The sequence below is a fragment of the Mycobacterium sp. PTI7 genome (genome assembly GCF_056679845.1).
The window spans coordinates 1,246,876-1,265,531 of record NZ_CM155252.1; the positions used below are offsets into that span (position 1 = coordinate 1,246,876).

Sequence of the window (18,656 nt, forward strand, 5' to 3'; positions counted from 1 at the left end):
CCCCGCCGGCACCCGACTTGGCTGAGCCCGCCGCACTGCCGCCCGCCACGGGCCGGCGCATCGCCGGTCTCGCGTTCCCCGCGCTCGGGGTGCTGGCCGCCGAACCCCTCTACCTGCTGTTCGATCTGGCGGTGGTCGGACGCCTCGGCGCGCTCGCGATCGCCGGGCTGGCCATCGGCGGACTGGTGCTGTCGCTGGTGTCGTCGCAGCTGAACTTCCTGTCCTACGGGACGACCGCCCGCTCGGCGCGTCACTTCGGCGCCGGTGACCGCCCGTCCGCCGTCCGGGAGGGCGTGCAGGCCACCTGGCTGGCGATCGGGATCGGCGTGTTCGTCGTCGCGGTCGTGCAGGCCGCCGCCGCCCCGATCGTCGCGGTGATCGCCGACGGCGGTGACATCGCCGCCGAGGCGCTGCCGTGGCTGCGGATCGCGATCTTCGGCGCCCCCGCCATCCTGATCTCGTTGGCGGGCAACGGCTGGATGCGCGGCGTCCAGGACACGGTGCGTCCGCTGCGCTACGTGGTGACCGGGTTCGCGGTGTCGGCGGTGCTGTGCCCGCTGCTGGTGTACGGCTGGCTCGGCATGCCCCGCCTGGAACTGGCGGGGTCGGCGGTCGCGAACCTCGTCGGCCAGTGGTGGGCGGCGCTGCTGTTCTGCCGCGCGCTGCTCGTCGAGCGGGTGCCGCGCCGCGTCGACGTCGGCATCCTGCGCGCCCAGGTGGTCATGGGGCGGGACCTGATGGTGCGCACGTTGGCGTTCCAGGCCTGCTTCGTCTCGGCCGCCGCGGTGGCGGCACGCTTCGGTGCGGCCGCCGTCGCCGCCCACCAGGTGGTGCTGCAGCTGTGGAGTTTCCTTGCGCTGGTGCTCGATTCGCTGGCGATCGCCGCGCAGTCGCTGGTCGGCGCGGCGCTCGGCGCGGGCCACCTGGCGCACGCGAAGTCGGTGGCGTGGCGGGTGACGGTGTTCTCCGCGCTCGCCGGCGTGCTGCTCGCCGCGGCGTTCGCGGTCGGCTCGTCGGCGGTACCGACGTTGTTCACCAGCGACCGCGCCGTCCTCGACGAGATCGGGGTGCCGTGGTGGTTTCTGGTGGCGCAGTTGCCGATCGCCGGCATCGTGTTCGCCCTCGACGGCGTGCTGCTCGGTGCGGGGGACGCAAAGTTCATGCGCAACGCGACGCTGGCCAGTGCGCTCGTCGGGTTCCTGCCGCTGATCTGGCTGTCGCTGGTGTTCGGGTGGGGCTTGCTCGGCATCTGGTCCGGTCTGACCACGTTCATGCTGCTGCGCCTGGTGTTCGTCGGCTGGCGCGCGCTCTCCGGTAGGTGGTTGGTCGCCGGCACCGGCTGACCTTGCGGCGGCTTTCGGCGGTGATGCGTCCTTCGGCGAGCGTGCGTGTCTGCGGGCGACACGCCGAGGGCGAACCGGACTCTGCGCACGCTCGCGGTGACGCGCGACCCTCGGATCAGTCCGCGGCGGTCGAACTGCCGAGCAGATCCCGGACGCGGTTGGCCACGCGGATGAACTGCGGGCGCTCCATCGTCTCGCCGTAGTCCCGTTCGGACGGTAGGTCGACGTCGAGTGTCTCGATGATCCGGCCGGGCCGCGCGCTCATCACGACCACCCGGTTGGCGAGGTAGACGGCCTCGGCGACGGAGTGCGTCACCAGCACCACGGTCGTGCCGGTCTCGCGCCAGATCCGGTGGAGTTCGACGTTCATCTTCTCGCGGGTCAGCGCGTCCAGAGCGCCGAACGGCTCGTCCATCAGGAGGACGTCCGGTTCGTGCAGGAGGGCACGGCAGAGCGAGACGCGCTGCTGCATGCCGCCGGACAGTTCGTAGGGCATCGCGTTCTCGAAGCCACTCAGACCGGTCATCTCGATGAGGTGATCGCACCGACGGGTCGCGGCCTGCCGTGACATCCCGCGCATCTCGGCCTGCAGCAGGATGTTCTTGCGGACGTTGCGCCACTCCAGTAGCGCGGCCCGCTGGAACACGTAGCCGATCTCGCGCTGCGGACCGCGAACGGCGTTGCCGCGCAACCTGACCTGCCCGTGGGTGGACTCGGTCAGACCGGCGATCACCTTGAGCAGGGTGGACTTCCCGCATCCCGACGGGCCCGCGATGGTGACGAATTCGCCGTCGGCGACGCGGAGATCGATGTTCTCGACCGCGGTGGTGGTGCCCCGCTTCGACGAGAACGTGACCGTCACGTCGTCGATCGCGATGGCGGCCGGCCGTACCCCGGAGTGCGCGTCGATCATGGCTGTGCTCATGTCCGATCGACTCCTACTGTTCGCCGCGCGGGCTGAACGACGAATCCCAGTAGTCCGCGGGGCTCTTCGCGGTCGTCAGCAGGCCCGCCTCGTTCAGCGTGTCGATGGTGGCCTGCCAGTCCTGCTCGGCGTTCACGCCCGGTGCCTTGCCCGCCGTCGCCGGGGTGCTCAGCAGCGGGATGGTCTGACGCCACTGCTCGAGCAGGACGTCGCGCGCGGGCATCTGCGGGTCCTTACCGGCCATGGCGTCGACCGCGGCCTCCGGGTTCTCCGCGGCCGCGGCGTAGGCCTCGCTCGTCGCATCGGCCATGGCCTGCACCATCTCCGGCGAATCGGCGATGGTCTCGGTGTTGGCGATCAGCCCGTTGCTGTAGAAGTTGAGGCCCGCGTCGGAGTAGCGCAGGTAGCGCACCTCGCGGCCGCTCTTGGAGGCGATGGTGGGACCCTGATCGTGCGCGAAGCCGATCAGCCCGTCGACCCGGCCGGACAGCATCGCGGACATCTTGCCCGCGGCGTCGAGGCTCTGCTGCTTCACCTGGTCGTCGGCGACGCCCGTCTTGTCGAGGTAGATCGGGAACGTAGTGGTGGGTGCGTCGCCTGCGGAGACGGCGATCGTGCGGCCGACGAGGTCCTGCGGAGTGGCGATGCCCGAGTCCGCGAACACCTGCACCGCCGATGGCGTCGTCTGCAGGAACACGCCCGCGCTCTTCACCTCGACGCCCTTGTCGATGTTGCTCAGTACTGCAGGCGTATCGGCCCAGCCGAAGTCGGTCTGCTGAGAGCCGACGGCCTGGACGGTCTTGGTGGAGCCCTGTCCGGCGTCGATCGACAGGTCGATGCCGTGCTTGGCGAAGATGCCCTGCTCGACCCCGTAGTAGAAGGGCGCGTGCTCACCGTAGGGGTACCAGTTCAGCATCAGCGTCGCGGGTGCCGTGGAACCGTCTGCGGCGGTGCTGTTCTCGGTGGCATCACCACCGCAGGCGGACAGTGTCAGCAATGTGGCGGTGGCTGCCGCGGCGACTGCTGCGGCGCGGCGTCGGATGAACGTCATCGGTCTCTCCTGGTCTGTGTGCGGGTGCGGTCAGGCGTTGCTGGTGGTGGACGAGCCGGCACGCCGCGAGGAGTGCCACGGGATGAGGAGCTTCTCGGCGATCTCGATGATCGCGAACAGGACGATGCCCAGGAACGACATGATGATGAGCGCCGCGAACAGCATTGCGGTGTCGACGTTTCCGTTCGCCTGCAGGATGACGTATCCCAGTCCCTCGTTCGAGCCGACGAACTCGCCGACCACGGCGCCGGTGACGGCGAGCGTCGCCGCGACCTTGAGGCCCGACATGAGCTGCGGCAGCGACGCGGGGAACCTGATCTTCACGAACGTCTTGACGCGGCTCGCGCCCATGGTCGAGGTCAGTTCGAGGATCTCCGGGTCGACGGTCCGCAGTCCCGCCAGGCAGGAGATGACGATCGGGAAGAACGCCATCAGCACGGCGACGAGGATCTTGGGCGATGGGCCGAAGCCCAGCCACACGATGAACAGCGGTGCAATGGCGATCTTCGGGACCACCTGCGCGAACAGGATCAACGGGTAGACCGTCTTCTCCACGGTGGAGGAGTAGACCATCACCACGGCGACCAGGATTCCGACGGCCGCGGCGATCGCGAAGCCGATGACGGTCTCCCACGTGGTGACCCAGGTGTTCTCGGCCAGGTAGGCGGCGTTCTCCTGGGCGGTGCGCCAGGTGTCGGCGGGTGACGGGAGGATGTATGGCGCCACCAGTTCGGCCTCGGTGACGGCCCACCACCCGACGAGCAGTGCGAGCATCAGAGCCGCTGGGCGCCAGAGTCCGGCGATGGCGGCTCGGGGGGAGAACGACCGGCGCGGTCGTCGTGGTGCCGGCTGCGAGACCGAATGCGCGCCGTCACGCAGTCCGGTCGGAGCGGTTACGGCCATGGACAGTCCTCGGTTCGAAGGTTCGAGCGATCGACGTCACCCGGTGGGAATGCGCTTTCCGAAGCGATTCCGACACTAACGTGATGCAGCGCACACTGTCAACGGTCAGCCCGCGATCGGCGGGTCGTCCCTGGTCACAGTCTCGTGCTGTCGCGCAGCACCACGCGTCCGGCGATCCGCTCGCGGAGGTCGACGGACTCCGGATCGGCGAGCAGCGCCAGTTCGACTGCGCGCGCACCGATCTCCTCCAGCGGGAGGGCGACCGTGGACAGGCTGGGGGTGTGATCGCGCAGCGTCGGGATGTCGTCGAACCCGGCGACGCACACGTCCCGCGGCACGCTCAGGCCCAGTTCTCGCCACGCCGCGATCGCCCCGATGGCCATGACGTCGGTGACGGCGAAGACGCACACCGGTGCGACCCCGGAGTCGGGACCGAGCTGCAGTGCCGCGGCGAGGCGCCGGGCGGCCGAATGTCCTCCGTCTCGGGTGAAGTCGCCGGACACCTCGACCAGCGGGGTCAGTCCCCGTCTGCCGAGCGCGTCGACGAAGCCGTTGCGGCGGTCGACCGAGGTCCGGATGTTGCCGGGGCCGCCGATGACGGCGAAGTGCCGATGCCCCGCGTCGATCAGCGCCTCGGCCAATTGTCCTGAGGCGAAGTGGTTCTCCGGCTCGACGGCGCCGCCGAATGCCAGCGGCTGACCGATCGCGACCACCCGTCCACCATTGGTCTCGTATCGGCCGAACCGGGTCTCGAGGTCGCGGTCGAGGTGGCCGCTCTGCCGCGAACCGGCGAGCACGATGGCGTCGGCGCGGTGGGAGATGAAGGTGCTCACCGCGTCCCGTTCGACGTCGAAGTCGCGGTCGGTGCTGGCCAGCAGGACCAGCTTGTTCGCGGTTCGCGCGGCACTCTGCACGCCGCGTGCGATCGATGAGAAGTACGGGTCGGCGATGTCGTGGACGATGAGGCCCAGCAGTCCGGTCGACGACCGGGCCAGGGCCTGGGCCTGCGCGTTGGGCACGTAGCCGAGTTCGTCGGCGGCGGCGCGGACGCGGTCCGCCACCCCCTCGCCGGGAACGCGGGCCGATCCGTTGAGGACGCGGGATGCGGTGGCCTGCGACACGCCGGCCCGGTGTGCCACGTCCTGCAAGGTCACCGCCATGTCACTGCCCTCCGTCGCAGTCGAGGCTTGACCCTCGCGCTCTGGCAGCTTACCGTGGAAAGCGCATTCCGAAGTGCAATCGACCGCACTGCGCGGGTCGTCGTCGACGGCCGCGCCCACAGACGGGGCACACACCATGACCGAATCCCAGAACTCCGCGTCGCCCACCGGCGCCCGCAGACCACGGCGCACGCTGCGCATCGCCATGAACGGCGTCACGGGCCGGATGGGTCACCGACAGCATCTGATGCGGTCCATCCTGCCGCTGCGCGAGACCGGTCTGCTGCTCGACGACGGCACCCGCGTCGACGTCGACCCGATCCTGATCGGCCGCAACGCCGACCGGCTCGCAGCCATGGCCGAGGAGCACGACGTCGAGCACTGGACCACCGACGCCGCCGCCGTGATCGCCGACCCGAGCGTCGACGTCTACTTCGATGCGCAGGTCACCTCCCGCCGCGTCGAGGCGCTCACCGCGGCGATCAAGGGGGGCAAGCACGTCTACACGGAGAAGCCCACCGCCGAGACCCTCACCGAGGCAATCGAACTCGCCAGAATGGCCGAGAACGCGGGCGTGGTGGCCGGCGTCGTGCACGACAAGCTCTACCTGCCCGGACTGGTGAAGCTGCGCCGGCTGGTCGACGAGGGCTTCTTCGGCCGGATCCTCTCCATGCGGGGGGAGTTCGGCTACTGGGTGTTCGAGGGCGACGGCCAGGCTGCGCAACGCCCGAGCTGGAACTACCGCGCCGAGGACGGCGGCGGAATCACGGTCGACATGTTCTGCCACTGGAACTACGTGATGGAGGCGCTGCTGGGCACCGTCGAGGCCGTCACCGCGAAGGCCGTCACCCACGTCCCGACTCGGTGGGACGAGGCGCACGAGCCCTACACCGCGACGGCCGACGACGCCGCGTACGGCATCTTCGAGATCGAGGGCGGCATCATCGCCCAGATCAACTCGTCGTGGGCGGTCCGCGTGTACCGCGACGAACTCGTCGAGTTCCAGATCGACGGCACCCACGGCTCCGCGGTCGCCGGGCTGCGCAACTGCGTCGCCCAGCAGCGGGCGCACACGCCGAAACCCGTGTGGAACCCGGACCTTCCCGCCACCGAGAGGTTCCGCGAGCAGTGGCTCGACGTGCCCGCCAACGGCGACCTCGACAACGGCTTCAAGCTGCAGTGGGAGGAGTACCTGCGCGACGTCGTGGCGGGCCGGCCGCACCGCTTCGGTCTCCTGTCCGCCGCGCGGGGGGTGCAACTGGCCGAACTCGGGTTGGCCAGCTCGGCGCGCGGCGCCCGCGTCGAGGTGCCGGAGATCGTGCTGTGAGCGTCGTACAGGAGTCGACGTCGACTCTCGTCACGCTTCCCGTCGACGGCGAGCTGCGCGCCCATCGGCTCGGGGCTCCGGGTCCGTGGCGGCGGCCCGAGCGTCCGATCGAATCGCGGATCGCCTACGCGGCAGCACACGTCGTGCCGCGCGTCACGGCGGAGAACGTGCCGGGCGCCCCGGCCGACCTCGACTGGGACGCCACGCTGGCATACCGCCACGAGCTGTGGTCCTACGGGCTCGGCGTCGCCGACGCCATGGACACCGCCCAACGCGGCATGGGGATGAGCTGGCCGGCCACCGCCGAGCTGATCAGGCGCAGCGGCGAGGAGGCCGCCCGCGTCGGCGGGCGGCTGGCGTGCGGCGCGGGCACCGACCAGCTGGAGCTGCTCGACGTCCCCTCCGGCACGGCGGGTCTGCGGATGATCGCCGACGCCTACCGCGAGCAGATCGGGGTCGTGCGCGACGCCGGCGCGAACGTGGTGGTCATGGCGTCGCGCGCGCTGGCAGCCGTTGCGCAGTCGCCGGCGAACTACCTGACGGTGTACCGCGCGCTGCTGGCCGAGACGGACCGACCGGTGATCCTGCACTGGCTGGGGGAGATGTTCGATCCCGCACTGCGGGGTTACTGGGGGAGCGCCGACGTCGCCGCGGCGACCGAGACGTTCCTGCGTCTCGTCGAGGAGAATGCCGACGCGGTGGATGGCGTCAAGGTGTCGCTCCTCGACGCGAATCACGAGGTCGCGCTGCGCAGGGCCCTGCCCGCGGGTGTGCGGCTCTACACCGGCGACGACTTCAACTATCCCGAGCTGGTCGTCGGCGACGGCCGGGAGCACTCGGATGCGTTGCTCGGCATCTTCGCGGCGATCTACCCCGCGGCGTCCACGGCACTGCAGGAAATCGACGCGGGCGACCCGGTCCGCGCCCGCGAGATCCTCGACTCGACACGCGATCTCGGCCGCCTCGTGTTCGAGGCGCCGACGTACTACTACAAGACCGGCATCGCCTTCCTGTCCTGGCTCAACGGCCGCCAGCCCGGATTCTCGCTCGTAGGAGGCCTGGCCAGCGGCCGGTCGGTGACACACCTTGCGCAGGTGTTCGTGCTCGCCGACCGGGCAGGTCTGCTCGCCGACCCCGAACTGGCCGCGCACCGCATGCGCACCTACCTCGAGGTGAACGGAGTCGCGCAGTGACCGTCACCGCGCCGACCGGCGAGGTCCCCGACGTCGAGTCGGCCTTCGCCCGGCTGTCCCTCAACACCAAGACCACCAACGGGTGGACACTGCCCGACGCCGTGGCCGGCGCCGTGGCCGCGGGCATCCCCGCGGTGGGGCTGTGGCGGGACCGGGTGGCGGAGAGCGGAGTGAACGAGGCCGCGAAAATTTTGCGAGACAGTGGCATTCGCGCCTCCAGTCTGTGTCGCGGCGGGTTCCTCACCGGCCATGACGCGTCGGGCCTCGACGACAATCGGCGGGCGATCGACGAGGCCGCCGCTCTCGGCGCTCCGGAGCTGGTGATGGTCGCCGGGGGGATCCCGGACCGCGACCTGGCCGGGGCGCGCGAGCGGCTGGCCGAGCGGCTGGCGGTCCTGGTGCCGCACGCCCTCGCGAGCGGTGTGCGGATGGCGTTGGAGCCCCTGCACCCGATGTACTGCGCGGACCGCGCCGTCATCTCGACGCTCGGTCAGGCGCTCGCGCTGGCAGCCCCGCATCCCGCGCAGGCCGTCGGCGTGGTCGTCGACACCTTCCACGTCTGGTGGGACCCCGACCTGCGCGACCGGATCGCCGAAGCCGGTGCCCAGCAGCGGATCAGCAGCTACCAGGTGTGCGACTGGCTGGTGCCGATGGCGGCCGACCCCCTGATGTCGCGGGGGATGATGGGCGACGGCGTCATCGACTTCGCGTCGATCACCGCGATGGTGTCCGCGGCCGGCTACCGCGGCGACGTCGAGGTGGAGATCTTCAACGAGGACGTCTGGGCGACCGACGCGCGCGCCGTGGTCGAGACCATGAAACGGCGCTACCGAGACCTGGTGCTGCCCGCGCTGCGGCCCTGACCCTGCGGGTGAGCGTGCGCATAGTTGGGTTCGCGAGCGGCGTGTCGCCCGCAGACTGGGGCACCCCGCTTGCGGGGAGCACGCTCGCCGAAGGACGGGACGGGCTCAGCGCACCTGGGCGCGGCCGCGCTCGAAGACGGCGGCGCGGCTCTCGGCGACGTCGTCACCGCTGGTCGCGCGCATCCACTGATTCGCCGACTGCGCCTCGATCCACAGACCGGCGCTGGTCTGCTGGTCGTCGATGCGGTGATAGGAGTCGAGCAGCGCCCGCACCGCGCGCGGGTTGTTGCCGACGATCGACGCGGCGACCCGGCGCGCGGCCGGCAGCAGGTCGTCGTGCGCGACCACCTCGGTGACCAGGCCGGCCCGCAGCGCGTCCTCGGCGGACAGGTAGTCGCCGGTCAGGCTCATCCGGCGGGCCATGCCGACGCCCACCTTCTGCGGCAACCGCACCGAGAGCCCCCACGTCGGCAGCAGGCCCACGCGGGCGTGCGTGTCGGCGAACCGGGCGTGCTCCGAGGCGATCAGGATGTCGCAGTACAGCGCCAGCTCGAGGCCGCCGGTCACGGCCGCGCCGTTGATCGCGCCGATGACGGGCGTGTGCATCGACGGCCACCGCGGCGAGATGTCGGGCAGCTGCGTGCTGCCGCCGAGTTCCTTGAGGTCCAGGCCCGCGCAGAACACCGGGTCGGCGCCGGTCAGGATCACCACGTCGACGTCGTCGTCGGCCTCCGCCTCGTGCAACGCGGCGTAGAACTCGGTGCGCAGCGCCGACGACAGCGCGTTGCGCGCCTGCGGGCGGTTCAGCGTCAGCGTGCGCACGCGGTCGGTGGTGTCGATCAGCAGGACGTCGGTGATGTCGGGCATGGGGTCACCGTATCGACCTATCGTTGGGGCATGTGCCGGAACATCACCGAGTTGCGCGGCCTCGAGCCCGCAGCCACCGACGAAGAGATCGAGGCGGCCGCACGGCAGTACGTCCGCAAGGTCAGCGGCGTCACCCGTCCGACCGCGGCCAACGCCGACGCGTTCGAGGTCGCCGTCGCCGAAGTCACTGCGACCACCCTGCGTCTGCTGTCGGCGCTGCCGCCGCGCCGTCAGCCGCCCAAGACCGTGCCGCCGTTGCGTCGCCCCGAGGTGCGGGCCCGCATCGAGGCGCGCGCGGCCAGGATGGAGTGAGCACGCCCGCGCTCAAGGAGTGGAGCGCCGCGGTCCACGCCATGCTCGACGGCCGCCAGACGGTGCTGCTGCGCAAGGGCGGCATCGGCGAGAAGCGCTTCGACCTGACGGCGTCGGAGTTCGTCTTCTTCCCGACCATCGCCCACGGTCACGCCGAACGCGTGCGCTCCGAACACCGCGACCTGCTCGATCCGTCCGCGCCGGACAGCACCGAGGACGCCGTCGTCGTCCGCGCGGGCGCGAGAGTGGTTGCGGCCGTTGCCGTCGAGCGCCCGGACGGGCTGGACGCGATCGCCGATCACCACATCTGGACCGCCGAGTCGGTGCGCGCCGACCGGCTCGACTTCCGGCCACGGCACCGGCTCACCGTCCTTGTGGTCGCGGTGCGGCCGCTCATCACGCCGGTGGCGTTGACGCGGACGCCCGACTACGCCGGGTGCACCAGCTGGGTGGACCTGCCGCTCGAGCCCGAGTGGGGCGCACCCGTCCACGACGCGGCCCTGCTGGCGGACGTCGCCGCGCGGGTCCGGTCGTCAGTCGGCTGACGGACTACCCACCGGCAGGACGAGCGTCGACTGCCCGCCCGTCCCGTGGTGAAGGGTGTGCGTCGCCGTCGCCATCCGCGTCCCGGTGGCGACCGGCTCGTCGGTGCCGAGGTTGCGGATGAAGCGCGGGTGCGATCCGCCGGCGACCAGCAACCGGATCCGCGACCCGGCCGTGAAGCGGTGGGCGACGTCGTCGAGGTCGAGGCGCACCGTGCCCGCCGTCGCCGAGTCGCCGGTCAGACGCCGGAAGCCGTCGGTCACGTTGTGCGACCGTCCCTGGGCGTCGACCTCGCTGACGCGGACGAAGACGTCGTTGTACGGGTTGTCGCAGGAGTGCGCGAGTTCGACGTAGGGCGTGCCCAATACGTCGAGGTTCTCGGCGAGCACGGCTCCGGTGAACTCGGCGACGTCGCTGCGCAGCGCGAGCGCGCTGTCGTCGCGGTACCCGCCCTGCGGGGAGAGGAGGCGGCCGCCGATGGTCGGCGTGGGGTCGGACGGGTCGAACGTGAACGTCGACGGGCTCGCATCGTCGGCGGGCGGGGTGTCCGAGAGACGATGTGCGGGTGCGAGATACAGGGTGCGCGAGGTCGTGACGGGCGGCCAGTCGGGCAGGTCCAGCCAGTCGCCGCGGTGCACGTGCGCACGCACCCGCGCCCGTGGCGTCGCGGGACGGCCGGCGAGGTGCTCGTCGAGCCAGCTCAGCGATTCGCGCAGCACGGTCGGGGCGCCCTTCGTCATCACCTGGGCGTGCGTCCACGACCCGACCGTGAGCGCGGTCGCCACGCCGCGGTCGCGCAGGTGTGCGTACTGCGACAGGGTCTGCTCGAGGAACAGGTCCTGCCAGCCGCCGAACAGCAGCACTGGTACGTTCACCCGGTCGAGTGCGTCGCCGAGGCTCACCCGCGCCCAGAACTCGGGGTCGCTCTCGGGGTCGGTGACCCAGGATTCCCACCACGCCGCGCCGGTGCCGAGCAGGGTGCGGCCCGACTCGCCCATCGGGACCTGCCCGGCGGTGCGTCCCACGGCCGCGTTCGATCGGGCCTGGCGCACGACCTGCCGGAGGCGGCCCGAATCCTCCTGGTGCGACACCATCTCGCTCCAGCCGAGGAAGTCGTTGACCGTGAAGGCGCCGGTGCCCCAGGTGGCGCGGCTGAAGTCGTGTGGTCCCACGCTGATGATCGCGGCCGTCAACTCGGGCGGCGGGTCCATCAGCAGCGCCCACTGGGTGTACCCGAGGTAGGACAGTCCCATCGTGGCGAACGTGCCGGTGAACCAGGGTTGGTGGCGCAACCACTCGACGGTGTCGGCGCCGTCGGCCACCTCGTCGACCATGGGGGCGAAGACGCCGCCGGACCCGTACGTGCCGCGCACGCTCTGGAACACCACGTGGTAGCCGCGGGTGGCGTACACCGACCCGAACACGGCCGCGAACGGGAAGCCGCGACCGTACGGCGCCCGGACCAGGATGGTGCCCGCCGGCGACGGCGTCAGCGGCTCGTAGTGGTCGGCGATCAGGTCGACGCCGTCGCGCATCGGGACGCGGACCTCGCGGTGCACCTCGAACCCCGTCGTCGGGGCCGGGATCGACAGCGCCCGGGCGAGGACTCTGGACGTCAGGGGCGGACGGCTGGGCGCGACGCTCGAATCGGAGGGCACGTCTGCAGGCTACGCATCGCCGCGGGGGCGGTGGGTGACGGTCAGAACTTGTAGTAAGGGGCCAGTTCGTTGGCGCGCTGCAGGTTTGTCTGCAGGCAGTCGACGTCGTTGGCCGAGTACACCGGGGCGTAGAACAGCGACTGCTGCAGCACCCCGTAGCTGGTCTTGAAGGCGATCATGCAGGTGATCCAGAAGCGGCTGTTGCGCTCGGTGGGCTTCATGATCCAGAACTGGGCGGCGCGGTGGCCCTGGACGTCGAGTTCGACGGCGTCGGCGGGCAGGGTCTGCTCGTAGGTCCGCCAGACGAACGCCTCGACCGCCATCTGGTAGTTGCCGGCGTCGTAGTGGCAGCGCAGCCCGTCCTCGGGGATGGGCGGCGTGAACCCGAGGCCGAGCCGCTGGACGACGTCGAGGGGGATCTCGGCGCACGGATCGAACGGCTTGGGGTCGACGGTCTCGATCACGGGCCACTTGATCGTCGACGACACCCCGCTGAGCGGCACGGACGTGGACCGCAGGTCGACGCGTTCGCCGGCGGGACCGGTCAGCGGATTCGTCTGGGCGACCACGACGACGGCGACGACCAGTGCGCACGCCGCCGACAGAAGGCGGAATCTGGCGGTCAGTCGCATTCCGGTGCGCTCCTCGCGGTCGTGGCCCATTGCGGGGAGTGTACAAGTCCGTGACCACGATCACGGCGGTAAACCAGAACAGGTTCTAGTTGCCGGGTCTGCACCACGCGTGCGCGCAAGTACGCTGGACCGTTGTGTCCGAGCCATCAGGAGAACAGCGACAGCCCGCGTCGGAGTCGGCCCGGCGACGACCAACCCTGTGGGCGGTCAGCGATCTGCACATCGGGCACATGGGCAACAAGCCGGTCACCGAGTCGCTGTATCCGGCCACGCCGGACGACTGGCTGATCGTCGCCGGTGACGTCGCCGAACGCACCGACGAGATCCGCTGGTCGCTGGATCTGCTGCGCAAGCGGTTCGCGAAGGTCATCTGGGTGCCCGGCAACCACGAGCTGTGGACCACCAACAAGGACCCGATGCAGATCTTCGGGCGCAGCCGGTACGACTACCTGGTCAACATGTGCGACGAGATGGGCATCGTCACCCCCGAGCACCCGTTCCCGGTTTGGAACGAGGAGGGCGGGCCGGCCACGATCGTGCCGATGTTCCTGCTCTACGACTACAGCTTCCTGCCCGAGGGCACGGCGACCAAGGCCGAGGGGCTGGCCGTCGCCCGCGAGCGCAACATCGTGGGCACCGACGAGTTCCTGCTGTCCGCCGAGCCGTACGCCACCCGCGACGCGTGGTGCCGGGACCGGGTGGCCACGACGCGCAAGAAGCTCGAGGACCTCGACTGGATGACGCCGACCATCCTGGTCAACCACTTCCCGCTGGTGCGCGAACCCTGCGATGCGATGTTCTATCCGGAGTTCGCGATGTGGTGCGGCACGACCGCGACCGCCGACTGGCACACCCGGTACAACGCGGTCTGCTCGGTGTACGGGCACCTGCACATCCCGCGGACCACCTGGTACGACGGTGTCCGGTTCGAGGAGGTGTCGGTCGGTTACCCGCGGGAGTGGCGGCGCCGCAAGCCGTATCGCTGGCTGCGGCAGATCCTGCCCGACCCGCAGTACCCGCCCGGCTACCTGAACGACTTCGGCGGGCACTTCGAGATCACGCCCGAGATGCGGGCGAGCGCGCAGAAGATGGAGCAGAAGATCAAGGATCGGCGGTCGAGGTGAGTTCGTTGCTGTCGGCGGTCCTGCCCACCACGGTGGCGTCGGCCGAGCTGTACTCCGATCCGGATGACCTCGCGCCGCTGCCCGAGGAGGAGCCGCTGATCGCGAGGTCGGTGGCCAAGCGGCGCAACGAGTTCGTCACCGTGCGGTACTGCGCGCGCCAGGCACTCGGCGAGATCGGCGTGGGCCCGGTGCCGATCCTCAAGGGCGACAAGGGCGAACCGTGCTGGCCCGACGGCGTCGTGGGGAGCCTGACGCACTGCGAGGGCTTTCGCGGTGCGGTCGTGGGGCGGGCCGGCGACGTCCGGTCGGTCGGCATCGACGCCGAACCGCACGGCGTGCTGCCGAAGGGCGTGCTGGACGCGGTCAGCCTGCCCGCCGAACGGCTGGCGATCGGCGCACTGCCGGGCGACCTGCACTGGGATCGGATCCTGTTCTGCGCCAAGGAGGCCACGTACAAGGCGTGGTTCCCGCTGACGCACCGCTGGCTCGGCTTCGAGGACGCGCACATCGCCTTCGAGGTCGACGGCTCGGGCGCGGCGGGCACGTTCACCTCGCGCATCCTGATCGACCCCGCCGCCGAGCAGGGCCCGCCGCTGGAGGTGCTGCGCGGCCGCTGGTCGGTACGCGACGGGTTGGCGCTCACGGCGATCGTGCTGTGAGCGGGTCACCGCCACCGCCCGGCATCGTCGTCGTCGACAAGCCCGGGGGGATGACGAGCCACGACGTCGTGGGCCGCTGCCGGCGGCTCTTCGGGACGCGCAAGGTGGGGCACGCAGGCACGCTGGATCCGATGGCGACCGGCGTGCTGGTCGTCGGCATCGAACGCGCCACCAAGATCCTGGGCCTGCTGACCGCCACCGACAAGTCCTACGCCGCCACCATCCGGCTCGGGCAGGCGACGTCGACCGAGGACGCGGAAGGCGAACTGCTGCAGTCGGTTCCGGCCGGACACGTCACGGACGGCGCGATCGACGACGCGGTCGCAGCGCTGCGCGGCGACCTCGACCAGGTGCCGTCGTCGGTCAGTGCGATCAAGGTGGACGGCGAGCGCGCCTACAAGCTGGCACGGGAGGGCCGGTCGGTGGAACTCGCCGCCCGCCGGGTCCGGATCTCGCGCTTCGACGTCGGGGCCGTCCGTCGCACCGGCGACCTGGTCGACGTCGACGTCGAGGTGGACTGCTCGTCGGGAACGTACGTGCGGGCGTTGGCGCGCGACGTCGGCGTCGCGCTCGGCGTCGGGGGCCACCTGACCGCGCTGCGACGGACCACGGTCGGCGGGTTCGGCCTCGACGTGGCCCGAACCCTCGACGAGCTGGCCGACGAGCCGCGGCTCAGCCTGTCGCTCGACGAGGCATGCCTGCTCGCGTTCCCGCGTCGCGAACTGACCGCCGAGGAAGCCGAGTCCGCGCGGCACGGCCGGGCGCTCGCGCCGGCCGGAATCGACGGGACCTACGCCGCGACCGCCCCCGGTGGCGACGTCATCGCGCTGCTCGCCGACGACCGGACCCGCACCACGTCGGTCGTGGTGATCCGGCCGGCCACGCTGTAGCCCTCAGGCGTACAGCTGCTCGAACTTCTTGACCGACCGCTCGATGTCGCCCTTGACCGCGCGCGCCGCGGCCATCCCGATGGGTCCGAACAGGGGAGCGCCGCCGAGGTCGACCTTGACGGTGAACGAGCAGCCCTCCTTCGTCGGCGACACCTTCATGGTCAGGGCGTACCTGGTGCCGCCCACGCCCTCGCCGGTGATCTCGAGAAGCCTTGGGGGATCGACCTTCTTGATCGTCCACGTGACGCGGTTGCGCATGCCCTTGGCGCCGGCCACGCCGATGATCGTGGTGCCGACCTCAAGGGTCTCCGGCAGGTCGGAACGCCAGCCCTCGTGCATCGACAGCCACTCGTCGAGGGTCGACAGGTCCGACACGTGCGACCACGCCTCCTCGGGGGACAGCGTCAACGTACGGGACAGCTCGACTTTGGCCATCCCCGGATAGTAGGGGGGTGCGTGACCGCCAGGTCAGCCGACGACCCAGATCGCCTCGGCAGCAGGACTGCCCAGGTCGACCGTGGTGACGTCGTCGGACGGTCCGGGCTTCTCCACCGCGACCGAGATCATCCCCGCGAAGTCCCGCCGGGCCAGGACCCGCAGGCGCGAGTCGAGGCTGATGCCGACGCTGTCGAAGTACCGCAGCATCTCGGGGTCGGCGTCGGAGATCCGGGCGACCACGCCCGAGTCGCCGTCCTGGCACACCGACAGCTGGCGCGCCGGCGGCGTCGGGACGTTGCCGTCGGCGGCGGGGATCGGATCGCCGTGCGGATCGCGGGTGGGGTAGCCGAGCTTGGCGTCGATGCGGTCCAGCATGCGGTCGGACACCGCGTGCTCAAGCACCTCGGCCTCGTCGTGCACCTCGTCCCAGCCGTACCCCAGCTCGTTGACGAGGAAGGTCTCCATCAGCCGGTGTCTGCGGACCATGCCCAGCGCGGCGCGCCGGCCATCGTCGGTCAGGGTGACCGCACCGTACTTCTCGTGGTCGACGAGGCCCTGGTCGGCGAGCTTGCGGATGGACTCCGACGCGGTGCTGGCGGAGACGCCGATGCGCTCGGCCAGCATCTTCGTACTGACCTTCTCGTGCGACCACTCCTGGGCGGTCCAGATCACCTTGAGGTAGTCCTGGGCCACCGACGACAGGTCGCGGGGGTTCGCGTCAGGACTCACGATCACAGAGTTTAGGCAATCGACACCTCAACCGGGGGATCCAGCGCGCCCACGGGACGCGCCGCGCCGTACGCTGGGGGAGTGCAGCGCTGGCGGGGTCAAGACGAGATCCCCACGGACTGGGGCCGATGTGTCGTCACCATCGGAGTGTTCGACGGGGTACACCGTGGGCACGCCGAACTGATCAGCCATGCCGTCAAGGCGGCACGTGCGCGCGACATCCCCGCCGTCCTCATGACGTTCGACCCCCACCCGATGGAGGTCGTCTTCCCGGGCAGCCACCCCGCGCAGCTCACGACGCTCACCCGGCGCGCCGAACTGGCCGAGGAACTCGGCATCGACGTGTTCCTGGTGATGCCGTTCACCACCGACTTCATGAAGCTCACGCCGGAGCGCTACATCCACGAGCTGCTGGTGGAGCGGTTGCACGTGGTCGAGGTGGTGGTCGGCGAGAATTTCACGTTCGGCAAGAAGGCCGCGGGCAACGTCGACATGCTGCGCAGGGCCGGTGAGCGCTTCGGCTTCGCCGTCGAGGGCATCTCGCTGGTCGCCGAACACCATCGCGACGAGTCGGTCACCTTCTCGTCGACCTACATCCGGTCGTGCGTCGACGCCGGCGACATGGGCGCGGCCAGCGAGGCACTGGGCCGGCCGCACCGCGTCGAGGGCGTCGTCGTCCGCGGTGACGGGCGCGGCAGGGTGCTCGGCTTCCCGACGGCCAACGTCGCGCCGCCGATGTACTCGGCGATCCCCGCCGACGGCGTCTACGCGGCGTGGTTCACGGTCCTCGGTCACGGCCCGGTGGTCGGCACGGTGACCCCGGGGGAGCGCTACCAGTCCGCCGTCTCGGTGGGCACCAACCCGACGTTCTCCGGGCGGACCCGCACCGTCGAGGCGTTCGTCCTCGACAACGAGGCCGACCTCTACGGCCAGCACGTGGCGGTCGACTTCGTCGCCCGCGTCCGCGGCCAGGAGAAGTTCGACTCGGTCGACCAGCTGATCACCGCCATGGAGGGTGACGTGGGACGGGCCAGGGCGATCCTGGCCAAGATGCTGTAGCGACGGTTCCGCCGCCGCCGCGAGGCGACGAATTCGTGACCGGGCCTCGTCCTGTTAAACTTCCCGGCGACCCAGCGCGCGCTGCAGTTCGCGGCGGCCGCGCCGAAACATTCATCCTCGCGGACCAATAGATGGAGTAATTCGTGGCGCTCACCGTCGAACAGAAAAAAGAGATCCTCGGCCAGTACGGCCTGCACGACACCGACACGGGCTCCCCGGAGGCGCAGGTCGCGATGCTGACCAAGCGCATCTCCGACCTCACCGAGCACCTGAAGATGCACAAGCACGACCACCACTCGCGTCGCGGTCTGCTGCTGCTCGTCGGCCGTCGCCGTCGTCTGCTCAAGTACATCGCCGCAGTCGACGTCGCCCGCTACCGCTCGCTCATCGAGCGTCTCGGCCTGCGTCGCTGACGCTGGTGGTACCCCGCCGCCTACGCGCGGCCCTGGTCGCCGCGGCACTGGCCGGCGCCGCCCTCACCGGGTGCTCGTCGGCCGCTGCCGCGGACATGCAGGTGGGCGACTGCCTCAAGGTGGGCGGTCCACCCGACCGCCCGGAGGCCACCCGGGTCGACTGCGGCAGCACCGCATCGAACTTCAGGGTGGTCGCCACCGCCGAGAACACCGACGGTTGCCCCTCGGACGCCGACACGTACTACTCGACGAAGAGTTCGTTCAGCGGCGAGGGCAACACCATCTGCATGGACGTCGACTGGGTGGTCGGCGGCTGCATGAACGTCGACCCCGAGAACGACGTCGACCCCTACCGGGTCGACTGTGCCGACTCCTCCGCGCCGCACCGGCAGCGGGCCACCGAGATCCTCTCGGACGTGGCCAGCGCCGACCAGTGCGCGAGCGGGGTCGGGTATCCGTACGACCAACGGCTGTTCACGGTCTGCGTGGAGGACGTGCGCTGACCTGAGGCATCTGGCGGTTCGAGCAAATGCCGCCATGTAACATGGACCTGTTTTGAGCCGTACG

At 70.5% G+C, this 18,656-nt stretch carries 21 protein-coding genes; 12 read left to right on the forward strand and 9 right to left on the reverse strand.

The window, feature by feature from the left end; translation table 11 throughout:
- Positions 1-35 precede the first annotated feature (35 nt).
- Positions 36-1,343 carry an MATE family efflux transporter gene (locus AC1MEY_RS06040; protein WP_480231324.1) on the forward strand — a complete coding sequence of 436 codons (1,308 nt, stop codon included), beginning with the start codon at positions 36-38 and terminating at the stop codon, positions 1,341-1,343.
- A gap of 115 nt (positions 1,344-1,458) precedes the next feature.
- Here AC1MEY_RS06040 and AC1MEY_RS06045 read toward each other — a convergent pair whose 3' ends face one another.
- From AC1MEY_RS06045 to AC1MEY_RS06060, 4 genes are all read right to left on the reverse strand, one after another.
- Complete coding sequence (locus tag AC1MEY_RS06045; protein WP_480229796.1) at positions 1,459-2,268, reverse strand: ABC transporter ATP-binding protein; 810 nt, start codon at positions 2,266-2,268, stop codon at positions 1,459-1,461.
- A gap of 13 nt (positions 2,269-2,281) precedes the next feature.
- Complete coding sequence (locus tag AC1MEY_RS06050; RefSeq protein ID WP_480229797.1) at positions 2,282-3,319, reverse strand: ABC transporter substrate-binding protein; 1,038 nt, start codon at positions 3,317-3,319, stop codon at positions 2,282-2,284.
- A 30-nt stretch (positions 3,320-3,349) separates the two neighbouring features.
- A complete protein-coding gene (locus AC1MEY_RS06055) occupies positions 3,350-4,222 on the reverse strand; it encodes an ABC transporter permease (protein WP_480229798.1) in 873 nt (290 codons plus the stop codon).
- Between the two features lie 134 nt (positions 4,223-4,356).
- On the reverse strand, positions 4,357-5,382 hold the full coding sequence (locus AC1MEY_RS06060) for a LacI family DNA-binding transcriptional regulator (protein WP_480229799.1): 1,026 nt from the start codon (positions 5,380-5,382) through the stop codon (positions 4,357-4,359).
- Between the two features lie 136 nt (positions 5,383-5,518).
- Here AC1MEY_RS06060 and AC1MEY_RS06065 point away from each other — a divergent pair, with 136 nt between their 5' ends.
- Genes AC1MEY_RS06065 through AC1MEY_RS06075 form a run of 3 tightly spaced genes read left to right on the forward strand, consistent with a single transcriptional unit; the run spans position 5,519 to position 8,765 of the window.
- On the forward strand, positions 5,519-6,709 hold the full coding sequence (locus tag AC1MEY_RS06065; protein ID WP_480229800.1) for a Gfo/Idh/MocA family protein: 1,191 nt from the start codon (positions 5,519-5,521) through the stop codon (positions 6,707-6,709).
- Positions 6,706-7,902 (forward strand): dihydrodipicolinate synthase family protein, encoded by a 1,197-nt coding sequence (locus tag AC1MEY_RS06070; protein ID WP_480229801.1) that lies wholly within the window; start codon positions 6,706-6,708, stop codon positions 7,900-7,902. The genes AC1MEY_RS06065 and AC1MEY_RS06070 overlap by 4 nt, the downstream gene beginning before the upstream one ends.
- Positions 7,899-8,765, forward strand: a complete 867-nt coding sequence (locus tag AC1MEY_RS06075) for a sugar phosphate isomerase/epimerase family protein (protein ID WP_480229802.1) — start codon at positions 7,899-7,901, stop codon at positions 8,763-8,765. The genes AC1MEY_RS06070 and AC1MEY_RS06075 overlap by 4 nt, the downstream gene beginning before the upstream one ends.
- A 105-nt stretch (positions 8,766-8,870) precedes the next feature.
- Here the strand turns inward: AC1MEY_RS06075 and AC1MEY_RS06080 are convergent, their stop codons facing one another.
- The gene (locus AC1MEY_RS06080) at positions 8,871-9,632 is read right to left on the reverse strand and encodes an enoyl-CoA hydratase (RefSeq protein WP_480229803.1); all 762 of its coding nucleotides are present in this window, start codon (positions 9,630-9,632) and stop codon (positions 8,871-8,873) included.
- Between the two features lie 30 nt (positions 9,633-9,662).
- On the opposite strand from AC1MEY_RS06080, the gene AC1MEY_RS06085 reads away from it, so the two are divergent.
- Together AC1MEY_RS06085 and AC1MEY_RS06090 are read left to right on the forward strand one after the other, a co-directional pair.
- Positions 9,663-9,944, forward strand: a complete 282-nt coding sequence (locus AC1MEY_RS06085; RefSeq protein WP_480229804.1) for a DUF2277 domain-containing protein — start codon at positions 9,663-9,665, stop codon at positions 9,942-9,944.
- Positions 9,945-9,985: 41 nt separating this feature from the next.
- Positions 9,986-10,489, forward strand: a complete 504-nt coding sequence (locus AC1MEY_RS06090) for a DUF1802 family protein (RefSeq protein WP_480231325.1) — start codon at positions 9,986-9,988, stop codon at positions 10,487-10,489.
- Here the strand turns inward: AC1MEY_RS06090 and AC1MEY_RS06095 are convergent.
- Both AC1MEY_RS06095 and AC1MEY_RS06100 read right to left on the reverse strand, forming a co-directional pair.
- The gene (locus AC1MEY_RS06095; RefSeq protein ID WP_480229805.1) at positions 10,478-12,145 is read right to left on the reverse strand and encodes a CocE/NonD family hydrolase; all 1,668 of its coding nucleotides are present in this window, start codon (positions 12,143-12,145) and stop codon (positions 10,478-10,480) included. The two genes, AC1MEY_RS06090 and AC1MEY_RS06095, sit on opposite strands and share 12 nt — an antisense overlap.
- Positions 12,146-12,186: 41 nt before the next feature.
- Positions 12,187-12,771: a DUF3558 domain-containing protein gene (locus AC1MEY_RS06100; protein ID WP_480231326.1), complete on the reverse strand. Its 585-nt coding sequence runs from the start codon at positions 12,769-12,771 to the stop codon at positions 12,187-12,189.
- A 236-nt stretch (positions 12,772-13,007) separates the two neighbouring features.
- Between AC1MEY_RS06100 and AC1MEY_RS06105 the strand changes: the two genes are divergently transcribed.
- Genes AC1MEY_RS06105 through truB form a run of 3 tightly spaced genes read left to right on the forward strand, consistent with a single transcriptional unit; the run spans position 13,008 to position 15,450 of the window.
- The gene (locus tag AC1MEY_RS06105; protein WP_480231327.1) at positions 13,008-13,901 is read left to right on the forward strand and encodes a metallophosphoesterase family protein; all 894 of its coding nucleotides are present in this window, start codon (positions 13,008-13,010) and stop codon (positions 13,899-13,901) included.
- Positions 13,898-14,560, forward strand: a complete 663-nt coding sequence (pptT, locus tag AC1MEY_RS06110; RefSeq protein WP_480229806.1) for a 4'-phosphopantetheinyl transferase PptT — start codon at positions 13,898-13,900, stop codon at positions 14,558-14,560. The genes AC1MEY_RS06105 and pptT overlap by 4 nt, the downstream gene beginning before the upstream one ends.
- A 50-nt stretch (positions 14,561-14,610) precedes the next feature.
- Positions 14,611-15,450: a tRNA pseudouridine(55) synthase TruB gene (gene truB / locus AC1MEY_RS06115; RefSeq protein ID WP_480231328.1), complete on the forward strand. Its 840-nt coding sequence runs from the start codon at positions 14,611-14,613 to the stop codon at positions 15,448-15,450.
- Between the two features lie 3 nt (positions 15,451-15,453).
- Here the strand turns inward: truB and AC1MEY_RS06120 are convergent, their stop codons facing one another.
- Positions 15,454-15,885: a type II toxin-antitoxin system Rv0910 family toxin gene (locus AC1MEY_RS06120; RefSeq protein WP_480229807.1), complete on the reverse strand. Its 432-nt coding sequence runs from the start codon at positions 15,883-15,885 to the stop codon at positions 15,454-15,456.
- A gap of 33 nt (positions 15,886-15,918) precedes the next feature.
- Positions 15,919-16,617, reverse strand: a complete 699-nt coding sequence (gene mntR, locus AC1MEY_RS06125; protein WP_480229808.1) for a manganese-binding transcriptional regulator MntR — start codon at positions 16,615-16,617, stop codon at positions 15,919-15,921.
- 81 nt (positions 16,618-16,698) lie between these two features.
- Here mntR and AC1MEY_RS06130 point away from each other — a divergent pair, with 81 nt between their 5' ends.
- The 3 genes from AC1MEY_RS06130 to lppU all read left to right on the forward strand — a co-directional run bounded on the left by AC1MEY_RS06130 (position 16,699) and on the right by lppU (position 18,592).
- Positions 16,699-17,676: a bifunctional riboflavin kinase/FAD synthetase gene (locus tag AC1MEY_RS06130; RefSeq protein WP_480229809.1), complete on the forward strand. Its 978-nt coding sequence runs from the start codon at positions 16,699-16,701 to the stop codon at positions 17,674-17,676.
- 143 nt (positions 17,677-17,819) lie between these two features.
- On the forward strand, positions 17,820-18,089 hold the full coding sequence (gene rpsO / locus AC1MEY_RS06135; protein WP_480229810.1) for a 30S ribosomal protein S15: 270 nt from the start codon (positions 17,820-17,822) through the stop codon (positions 18,087-18,089).
- A 5-nt stretch (positions 18,090-18,094) separates the two neighbouring features.
- Complete coding sequence (gene lppU / locus AC1MEY_RS06140) at positions 18,095-18,592, forward strand: LppU family putative lipoprotein (protein WP_480229811.1); 498 nt, start codon at positions 18,095-18,097, stop codon at positions 18,590-18,592.
- Positions 18,593-18,656 lie beyond the last annotated feature (64 nt).

Bases quoted from the DNA above. Each gene is read 5' to 3' on its own strand.
- AC1MEY_RS06045 (WP_480229796.1), bottom strand. From the start codon at position 2,268: ATGAGCACAGCCATGATCGACGCGCACTCCGGGGTACGGCCGGCCGCC.
- AC1MEY_RS06050 (WP_480229797.1), bottom strand. From the start codon at position 3,319: ATGACGTTCATCCGACGCCGCGCCGCAGCAGTCGCCGCGGCAGCCACC.
- AC1MEY_RS06055 (WP_480229798.1), bottom strand. From the start codon at position 4,222: ATGGCCGTAACCGCTCCGACCGGACTGCGTGACGGCGCGCATTCGGTC.
- AC1MEY_RS06060 (WP_480229799.1), bottom strand. From the start codon at position 5,382: ATGGCGGTGACCTTGCAGGACGTGGCACACCGGGCCGGCGTGTCGCAG.
- AC1MEY_RS06065 (WP_480229800.1), top strand. From the start codon at position 5,519: ATGACCGAATCCCAGAACTCCGCGTCGCCCACCGGCGCCCGCAGACCA.
- AC1MEY_RS06080 (WP_480229803.1), bottom strand. From the start codon at position 9,632: ATGCCCGACATCACCGACGTCCTGCTGATCGACACCACCGACCGCGTG.
- AC1MEY_RS06085 (WP_480229804.1), top strand. From the start codon at position 9,663: ATGTGCCGGAACATCACCGAGTTGCGCGGCCTCGAGCCCGCAGCCACC.
- AC1MEY_RS06090 (WP_480231325.1), top strand. From the start codon at position 9,986: ATGCTCGACGGCCGCCAGACGGTGCTGCTGCGCAAGGGCGGCATCGGC.
- AC1MEY_RS06105 (WP_480231327.1), top strand. From the start codon at position 13,008: ATGGGCAACAAGCCGGTCACCGAGTCGCTGTATCCGGCCACGCCGGAC.
- truB (WP_480231328.1), top strand. From the start codon at position 14,611: ATGACGAGCCACGACGTCGTGGGCCGCTGCCGGCGGCTCTTCGGGACG.
- AC1MEY_RS06120 (WP_480229807.1), bottom strand. From the start codon at position 15,885: ATGGCCAAAGTCGAGCTGTCCCGTACGTTGACGCTGTCCCCCGAGGAG.